Origin of the sequence: uncultured Dialister sp., assembly GCF_937959425.1 — a bacterium.
In the GTDB taxonomy this organism is placed as follows: domain Bacteria; phylum Bacillota; class Negativicutes; order Veillonellales; family Dialisteraceae; genus Dialister.
Window position 1 is genome coordinate 1 of sequence record NZ_CALGPS010000228.1, and the last position, 9,871, is coordinate 9,871.

The 9,871-nt window shown below is 50.9% G+C and carries 4 protein-coding genes; all 4 read right to left on the reverse strand.

The annotated features are described in order from the left end of the window. Positions 1-1,372: 1,372 nt before the first annotated feature. The 4 genes from Q0482_RS09870 to Q0482_RS09885 all read right to left on the reverse strand — a co-directional run bounded on the left by Q0482_RS09870 (position 1,373) and on the right by Q0482_RS09885 (position 9,147). On the reverse strand, positions 1,373-2,650 hold the full coding sequence (locus Q0482_RS09870) for a DUF4143 domain-containing protein (protein WP_299145919.1): 1,278 nt from the start codon (positions 2,648-2,650) through the stop codon (positions 1,373-1,375). Positions 2,651-3,527: 877 nt separating this feature from the next. Continuing rightward, positions 3,528-4,505 (reverse strand): hypothetical protein, encoded by a 978-nt coding sequence (locus tag Q0482_RS09875; RefSeq protein WP_299145921.1) that lies wholly within the window; start codon positions 4,503-4,505, stop codon positions 3,528-3,530. Positions 4,506-4,911: 406 nt separating this feature from the next. Further along, the gene (locus tag Q0482_RS09880; protein ID WP_299145923.1) at positions 4,912-6,219 is read right to left on the reverse strand and encodes an S-layer homology domain-containing protein; all 1,308 of its coding nucleotides are present in this window, start codon (positions 6,217-6,219) and stop codon (positions 4,912-4,914) included. A 1,620-nt stretch (positions 6,220-7,839) separates the two neighbouring features. Next, positions 7,840-9,147 carry an S-layer homology domain-containing protein gene (locus tag Q0482_RS09885; protein WP_299145924.1) on the reverse strand — a complete coding sequence of 436 codons (1,308 nt, stop codon included), beginning with the start codon at positions 9,145-9,147 and terminating at the stop codon, positions 7,840-7,842. Positions 9,148-9,871 lie beyond the last annotated feature (724 nt).

The following is a 9,871-nucleotide window of genomic DNA, read 5'->3' on the forward strand; positions in this document are numbered from 1 at the left end:
TTGGCCGGAGGGTTCTTAGGTTTGACGGCGGCTCCGCCGCCGAGGGTTGTGGTGGCGGCTTCGCCGCAGGTTAAGAAAAAAGGGGCGCGCCTATCGGCGCAGGTTGTGTAGAAGGGTTGTGTTTCAAGGGGCGGGAAAAAGGTTCTTAAGATTGACCGGCCTTTGGCCGGAGGGTTCTTAGGTTTGACGGCGGCTCCGCCGCCGAGGGTTGTGGTGGGCGTCTTTTAATTTATATAAGACGCCTCTTAAAGACGCCTCTTATGATAAAACCTTTACAACCGCGCCCTTGGCGCGAGGGAAAACAAGCAAACCGGGCTGTCGCCCGATGGAAATGCACCCCTATCCCCGCCTGCGGCGGTACTTCCACCCGATGGGGGAAGTCTGCTCTATGCTTCCCTTCTGTGCTCATACGTTATGAACCATATTGTGATGATTAGCCACCTCCGGTGGCTTTCCCCCTTTGGTGCTTTACGGCACCACCTTTGCCACGGTGTGAAGCGTGTCACACGATTCTCAGGTCGCTACCGCTCCCCTACGAATCGTGTTCCCTTGCCACCCCGCTGTGCGGGGGCACAACAACCCGCAGGGCAGCAATGGTCTCATAAGCACCACAATGCATAGCACCGCTAAAACTTCCCCCTCCGGGGGAAGGTGGTGCCGCAGGCACCAAAAGGGGTGCATTTCCACGGGCGAAGCCCGGTTGTATGGTTTTCCCTCCGTAACTTCCATAAACTCAAATTGACCGAAATGCCCAGCACCCATAGTGCCCCCAGCGGAGCTGGGGGAAAGGTGGTGGCGCCAGCCACCAAAGGGGGAACCGCCGGAGTGATACAAGGAGCATATGATTCATTTCTCCGTGTACCATTCTTCTGAATTGGCCGCTACCATCGGTCAGCCGACTAAAAGGAAGGCCTCTTATTGGGCAGGCTAGAGGCCAACTTCGGCTGACTTGGAGGTCCTATGCAGGACCTCCACAGCCACCCCCTATCCGGCTGCGCCGGACTTCCACCCTATTCAGGGGACAGAATAAAACCGCAGAACAGCAATGACCTCATAAGTATCACAAGGCATAGCGCCGCTAAAACTTCCCCCTCCGGGGGAAGTGGTGCCGCAGGCACCAAAAGGGGTGCATTTCCACGGGCGAAGCCCGGTTGTATGGTTTTCCCTCCGTAACTTCCATAAACTCAAATTGACCGAAATGCCCAGCACCCATAGTGCCCCCAGCGGAGCTGGGGGAAAGGTGGTGGCGCCAGCCACCAAAGGGGGAATCGCCGCAATGGGACAGGAAGCATATGACTCACTTCTTCTCCCCTCAAGCTTTATTTGCTTCTCCTTAAGATAGAAAAATAAAACTCTCCCTATATTTTCCATTTCATGGCCGCAGAGCGGTAATAGGAATCACGTAAACTCCGTCCGGTCTCTGGTAAAAGGCAGAAGACAGTCCGCAGATGACCCCCAGTACTTTGGGCGGTTTCCCGTCCCTTTCAGCTGCTATGGCTTCTTTCTGCTTCAGTAGTCCCTCTGCCGCTTTATCAATTTGATTGGCGCCCAGTTTGATTTCAAAAGCGCCCCATTCGCCGTCGTTAAAGCCAAGCACCGCATCGATTTCTTTCTCATTATAATCCTGGTAATGATATAATTCTGCCCCAAAGCTTTCTCCATAAATACGTAAGTCCCGCTCGCACAGGGCCTCAAAAAGGAATCCCAGTGTCTCCAAATCGTGAAGAAGCATGGCAGGAGTCAGTTTAAGCAGCGCCGCAGCCAGCGAGGGGTCAGCGAAGTGCCTTTTCTCCGCCTGCTTGACGCGAACGGAAGACCTTACATGCCAGCTGAAGGGCTTCTGGTTATCCAGAAGGAAGAGCCGCTGCAGCACATCCAGGTAAGATGTCACCGTCTTGATATCCATATCTGCATGATCTGTCTCCTGTATATCGTTCTTCAAGCGTCGGGTACTTACGGTGGTCGATTCATTTCTGGCCAGAGAGCGGAGAAGCAGCTCCATTTTATGAGAATCACGACGTACTCCATCCAGACGGGAAATATCATCTTCCAGAATGGCATCCAGATAGGCCTTCGGTAAAAGAGCCGCCTCTTCTATATCTCCCTTCTGATTAGCCGGCCAGCCGCCGCGGATGATGTAATCAATCAAATCAGTGAGCTTCACCTCACCGGTCATCTCCGCTTTTGCCGCTCCACTGCATATCGCCTTAAGAGATACCGCCCCCGATGAATGCCCCGATTCATACAAAGACATGGGACGCATACGAAGACGGGCAATACGACCGGCACCACTGTGAAGGATTCCCTTATTTACCGGCGTGGCAGAACCGGTCAGAATAAACTGCCCCTTCAGATTCCTCTCATCCACCTTGTACCGGACAGCATCCCACAAAGCAGGCACCTCCTGCCACTCATCAATCAGCCGCGGCGTTTCTCCCTCCAGCACCAGCGCCGGATTCAAACGGGCCAGCTCCCGGTTTTGAAAATTGCCTGCCGGATCAGCCAGAAAAACGCTGCTCCTGCTGTGATAACAGGAAGTCCACGTCTTCCCACACCACTTCGGCCCCTCGATGCATACCGCCCCAAAAGCCGATAAATACCGTTCCACTTGACCGTCTATCACACGGGGATGATATTCTTTTCGATTCATAAAATCACCTCTTTATCCCTATTTTATCCCATTCCCATATATTCGGCAATTTCATTCCCATATATTCGGAAATTCTATTCCCATATATTTGGCATTTTCATTCCCATACTTTTTGAAATCGAGAACTGTAGATGCTCTATGACTAAATTTTGTGGTTTTTAACAACTTCTAGTCATAGGAGAGAAAAAGGTTCTTAAGTTGGACAGCCCTTCGGGCTGAGGGTTCTCAGGTTTGACAGCACCTCCGGCGCTGAGGGTTGTGGATTGCCGCCTGTCGGCGGCAATGAATATATACCGCCCTGGCGGGCGAGGAAAACAGGCAGACCGGTTGTGTGTTTTTCCCTCTGTACCTGCTATAAACTCAAATTGACCAAAATGCCCAGCACCCATAGTGCCCCCGCTTTAGCGGGGTGGCAAAGGAACTGGATTTGTAGGGGAGCATAGCGACCCGAAAATCCAGTGACATGCTTCCCTTTGGGTAAAGGTGGTGGCGTCAGCCACCAAAGGGGGAATCGCCGAAATAGTGAAAAGCACTTATGATTCATTCCGATTCTTGCCAACCCCTTCCACCACTATCGTGGTCCCCCTCCCCCTGCAAGCAGGGGGAGGCAAGTTTAAAGTGCACGCGGTCCCCCTTCGCCCCGGTGGGAAGCGTCTCACTTGGTTCTCAGGTCGCTTCGCTCCCCTGCGACCCAAGTTCGCTTGCCACCTGCAGGCAGGGGGAGGCAAGTTTTTTTGGGGGACAAGTTTGGAAAGACAATAAAAAGAACCCCCGAAGGAGTTCTTTTTTCCATTCCTTACTATTTAAAGAGCCTCTTAACGAAGCAGTGCACAAAAATTCTTATAAAAGCAAACTCTATGAATAAATCAGTACTTCCCTATACCGGCAGATGATTTTCCTCTGCCAGTTTCTTGATATCTTCTTCCGAACGTCCCGTAGCTTTCTTGATGAAATCCATGCCCATATGCATCTGCAGGAGATTTAGGACAATCTGATTACTGGTTTCTATTTTACCTTCCAAAATTCCACTTTCTCTCCCTCTTACATATACTCCTACGCTCAGGTTGCACATGGTACTCACCAGCCTTTCTTCGTTTTCATTTAAATCAATATCATAGTGTTCAATCAGTTCTGCCTTTTTCCTGTTGGCATCGTCTTCTGATACGAAGAGTTCACCCAGCAGGTTCAGCAGGCGGTTTTCCATATCTGCCCGGGCATGGGCCACGTAAACCATGACTACCTGCTGCAGGTCGTAGTTTTCTTTTTCATCCAGGATATTTCCATATTCCGGTTCTTCCTGCATGCGGTAGCGGGTAATACCGCCTCTGTCATCGGGCGCATCCATGCAGAGCCATATGCTGTAGACCTTTTTGATTTTACCGTACTGCGCTTTGTTGAAGTCCACGCCGTACTGGGAGGAAATAAGGCGGCTCACGTAGTACATGGCCCGTTTCAGGAGCGGATAGGATGTGTGGCGGCTCCTTTGGGCTTCGATGTTGATAATGAGCTGTACCAGTTCGTTCCGTGGCGTGATGGCTCGGAAACGAATATCGAAGGTGACTTTCCCTTCCGTGACAGAGGTATCTTCCGTTCTCTCTCCGGAAATATGGTCTGTGCCCACCATGGCAGCTGCATTGGTTTCGTCGGGAAGCACCGGCACTGACGCCGTTTCCGGTATACCTATGATATAGCGGTCACGAATATCAGCTATGGAGCAGTCTTTGAATTCTTCTACGCAGTACTTCAGTATCCAAGCCAGTATCTTTTTGCTGGAGAGCAGCTTTTTCGCTGCTGCATCGTATTCAGGATTCTTACCGGCCAAGTAGATGTCGTCTATGGTGTCGTAGTCCATCACACCACCTCCTTTACCTTCATTTTATCATAAGATTTTGAAAAGGAAAGAGCTGCTTTATAGGGATGAAAAGCACTTTAGGATGAAATGCCCAGCACCCATAAAACGGGACTTCACCGTAATGGGGCAAGAAGAGTATGACTCAAAGATTCCCTGCCGCTTCCCCTTGAGTATGGCAAGATTTAGCGCCGCTCACCTTTTCATTCATACTGGCGCCGGCAGGCGCCCACCTTCATTTACCATTTACAATTTACCATTTACAATTTACCATTTACAATTTACCATTTACAATTTTCCCTATGTGTTCCCCACCTCCCAAGACTCCACAGAAAGCGGCACAAAAAAAGAAGCCCTCTTTCGAGAGCTTCTTTTTTGTTTATGAAACTGGATTCTTTTTTCTTTTCAGAAATTAGAATTTGTAGTTCAGGGAAACGGTCCAAGCGTCGTCCGGATCTTCACCCTGATCAGCGTCAGCAGCGAATGCATATTCAGCATGGAGCTGTACGTTCTTAGCCAAGGTTACATCGCCCATAGCATTCCAGAATTTCAGCTTGCCAGCATTAGCAACTGCATCAAGGATGTTGGTCTGCCAGCCGGTAGCGCCGAGGTATACGCCATTGCCTACGTTGTTGTATGCAACGGAGAGATCCCAGGTGCCCGGTTTCTTCCAGTTAGCTGCGCCATAGGAAAGGCCTGCGTTCCAAGCGGTATCTTCCAGAGCATCCGGAGCGGTGGTGTTCTTCCAGTATTCACCGAATACATTGAACTGCTGAACAGGAATGTTCAGGTTTACGCCGAAGAGTTCAGGTTTGGTTCCTTCGAAGTTAACTTTAGCCTTTGTGCCAGCAGCATCAATCTTGCCTTCTTCTACTACATTGTGTTTATCCTGATAAGCAATGTAGTCTACGCCCAGTTTAGCGAAGTTGAAGTCATAAGCACCGCGTGCAAAGTAGAAATCAGATTTATTGTTATCTTTTGCATCATAAGCAAAATCACCAAAGGTGCTGTTGAACTGGCCATAGCCGGTAGCAAGAGACAGCTTGCCATTGTTATAAGCAATCTGTCCACCATCGTATCCATCATGACCATTGTTCAGCCAGCCTGCCTGATCACCGAAGGAAATGGGCTGACGGCCAAGACGTACAGCTACATCTTTGCCGAAGTTATGGTTAACGTACAACTGATCCATTGTTGTATCATTTTTCTTGGAATCGTTATCCTTGAAATCCATTTCGTTGTCGAAACGGCCCTGTACGTAAGTGGAGTCATTTACCTGACCACGTACGTTGATTCTCATACGGCCATTCCAGCCATCCTTCTGGTCAAGGCTCTTGCTCTGGTAACGCATACGAGCGTCGCCGGACCAGTAAATGTTGCCGACTTTCTTTTCCAGGTTGGAAACGCGAACGCCCAGGTTAGCCAGTTCGTCAGCGTATTCGCCAGCCAGTTTATCAAGGGTTGCACGCTGTTCAGCGTTCAGCTGGTCTTCTTTTGCCATGAGGCGGGCAATGATCTGAGCCAGTTCATAACGGGTAATGTTTCTTTCGCCTTTGAAGGTGCCATCCGGATAGCCTTCTACGACGCCCTGGTCGGAGAGGTCGGATACTGCCTGGTATGCCCAGTCATCGGTGGAAACATCGGAGAATGGATTTGCTGCGTAAGCGGATACGCCAGCGGTGAGTGCAGCTACTGCTGCGATTGCGAGAATCTTTTTCATAGTTCTTCGCTCCTTTGAAAAAAAATAAAAGAAAATGGACCCTCTATTTTTTCTACCGGGAGTTCCGCTCTGAAGTTCTCGCGCGAGTGACCGTGTTTCCTCTGCTTCCTTCTTCACGTACTATCCCTGACTACCGTCCCGAGGGCGGGACCTTGGTCTAGGTACAGGGTACCATAAACGGTGACTAAAATCAAGTTTTCCATAGGTAAGTATCCTGTCAAGTCCTTATATATCCCCAGCTTTTGAGGCCATTGTGAACCGTCCTTCCCACGCTTCCCGACCGGTCTCATTTCCCTTGAAATCGCCGACAGGGAGGGAATTTCCCCTATTTCCTCTTCCTTTTTCTTTGCAAGAAAGAATGACTGCTATTCAATTTTATCTTTTAGTGCATATAGATATTTTTTATGATGGACACGCCTTCGGCGTGAGGGTTCAGAGGGTTGTGGTGGGCGCCTTAAGAAAATGGTAAATGGTGAATTGTAAATGGTAAATGAATGTGGGCGCCCCGAAATTAAAAGGGCGCCATTTTTGATAAAACCTGGGAGCCGCCCTGGCGGGCAAGGGAAAACAGGCAAACCGGGCCTTCGGCCCGATGGAAATGCATTCCCCCTTTCCCGCTGCGCGGGACTTCCCCCGCATGCGGGAGCAGAACAGGGCCTCTCTACATTTTCCTTCTGTGTCATATGTGGCACACTGCCCAGCACCCATAGTGCCCCTGAATAGGGGGAAAGGTGGTGGCGCCAGCCACCAAAGGGGGAACTGCCGGAATGGTACAAGGAGCATATGATTCATTTCTCCGTGTACCATTCTGCTGAATTGGCCACCTGCGGTGGCCACCCCTTATCCGGCTGCGCCGGACTTTCCCCTATTCAGGGGACAGAATAAACCGCAGATAAGCCGTTACCTCATAAGTACCACAAAACATAGCGCCGCTAAAATCTGCCCCTCCGTGGAAAGACGCCGCCGAAGGCGGCAGAAGGGGTGTATTTCCACGGGCGCCAGCCCGGTTGTATGGTTTTCCCGCCATTACTGCCCCACACGCCAATTACCCGAAATGCCCAGCGCCCATAGTCCCACCGCGAAGCGGGGGGAAGGTGGTGGCGCCAGCCAACAAGGGGGGGATCTCCGTGATGGTAAGAAGCACTTATGACACATCTCATCAAGTATCATCCTGCTGAATTGGCCACCGCAGGTGGCCACCCCTTATCCGGCTGCGCCGGACTTTCCCCTATTCAGGGGACAGAATAAGCCTCTTCATTCTTAACTCTATTGTCATAAGTTACGCTACGTTCAAAGCGGGTTGTTGTCCCACCGCGGAGCGGGGGGAAGGTGGTGCCGCAGGCACCAAAGGGGGAATCTCCGAAATAGTGAAAAGCACTTATGATTCATCTCTCCATGTACTAACCCCTTCCACCACTATCGTGGTCCCCCTCCCCCTGCAGGCAGGGGGAGGCAAGTTTTAGGTGCACGCGGTCCCCTCTACTTGCCTGCAGGGGGAGGCAAGTTTAAAGTGCACGCGGTCCCCCTCCGCCACGCAGGCAGGGGGAGGCAAGTTTTTTGGGGGCAAGTTTTTCTGACCAATAAAAAAGAACCCCCGAAGGAGTTCTTTTTTCATTCCCATTAGAATGCGTAGTTCAGTTCGATGCCCCAGGTGTCGTCGGGATCTTCGGTGCTGCCGGAAGCTTTAGCTGCAAAGTTGTAGTAAGCGTCCAGTTCTACGTTCTTCTGGAGTGCTACGCCTGCGCGGGCTACCCAGAAGTGAACGTCTGCGTTGTTATCATATCCGTAGTCCAGCTGGTCGGTGAGGTCCAGGGCGGAGTTGCCGAGGAGCATAGCACCGTAGTCAGATTTCACATAGTGAACGCCCAGCTGCCAGGTGCCTGGTTTGTCGGTGTCTACTGCGCCGTAGGTAAGGCCTGCAGTCCAGAGGTTGGCGTGGCCGTTTCCTTTGTTCAGTTTTGTCTGAACGAAGTCGCCGTCAAGGTTGAAGTTGCCGCCCAGGTCAACGGTGGTGCCGGCGCCCCATACATGGGCTTTCGGGCTACCATTGTCAATGCCTTCGGTACCATTTGCTTTGTGGGTATTTTCCAGGTAGAAGGCAGAGAGGTCTGCGCGGTCATTGAAGTGGCCGGTCAGTTTGCCATACCATGCTTCGGTGGAAGCTCTGTCTTTCCACATACCGCTTTCATCATCCTCAGCCACTTCATTTCCGGCATCTTTGAAACGGCCATAGCCTGCTTCTACGCCGATTTTGCCATTGTCCCAGGCTGCGTTGACGCCGTCGAAAATACCGTCTTCATCCCAGAAGGTACCGGTCTGGTCGAGGGCTACACCGAAACGGCCCATGTTAACGGTGGTCTTGTCGTTAGGTGTCCACTGGGTGTAAATGCGGTCCATGGAGGTATCGCTGGAATCGCTGTCTTTGAAGTCCATTTCATTGACAAAACGGCCATTGACAGTTACCTGGTCATTGACCTGGCCTTTTACATTGATACGCATACGGCCGTTCCAGGTATCGCTATGGTCTTTAGCGCCGTCCAGGTTGTGCTGGTACTGCATACGAGCATCGCCGGACCAGTAAATGTTGCCCACTTTCTTTTCCAGGTTGGAAACGCGAACGCCCAGGTTAGCCAGTTCGTCAGCGTATTCGCCAGCCAGTTTATCAAGGGTTGCACGCTGTTCAGCGTTCAGCTGGTCTTCTTTTGCCATGAGGCGGGCAATGATCTGAGCCAGTTCATAACGGGTAATGTTTCTTTCGCCTTTGAAGGTGCCGTCGGGGTATCCTTCTACGACACCCTGGTCGGAGAGGTCGGATACGGCCTGGTATGCCCAGTCATCGGTGGAAACATCGGAAAATGGATTTGCTGCGAAGGCAGATACGCCAGCAGTCAGTGCAGCTGCAACTGCAATTGCGAGAATCTTTTTCATGTTCTTCGCTCCTTTGAAATACAGAGTATCCTGTGACTGTGAAAAAAGCATGAAAAAGAACAAGCGCGAGTGACCGTGTTTCCTCTGCCCTTCTATTTCCTCCTTTTCCATTCCGGAAATCAGGACCCTTTCCGGATGAATTTATTATATCACTTTTATTAGAGAATAACAAATTTGATATTCATATTTAATTATGATAATTATCAGATTTATTGATAGAGTCTGTTGATTTATTTGCAGAAAGGAAATATTTATTAACCGCCCATAGGCATAGGAAAAGGTCTGACGGGAATCGCACTCTTTGAATGATACAGGCGCCCTATCGTCATTTCGACGGTCGGCAGTGGAGTGGAGAAATCTCAGTCCTCCAATGGTACCAGTGCCACCCCGCCCTATCGTCATTTCGACCGCAGCGCAGCGAAGTGGAGAAATCCCAACCCTCTATGGTACGGGCAGCACTGTGGCGGGAGATCTCTCGACTCAGAGTTTCAATAGAGCTGAAACACATCTTCTCCTTATCGCCACGACGCCCCGCTCGAGATGACGGTGGGGCGCAGCAGCAATGGCGTCATCCGGTGTCTTCGGAAATGACTATACGGCGGACACCCTTATCGTCATTTCGACCGCAGCGAAGCGGAGTGGAGAAATCTCAGTCCTCTATGGTACGGACAGCACTGTGGCGGGAGATCTCTCGACTCAGAGTTTCAATAGAGCTGAAACACAT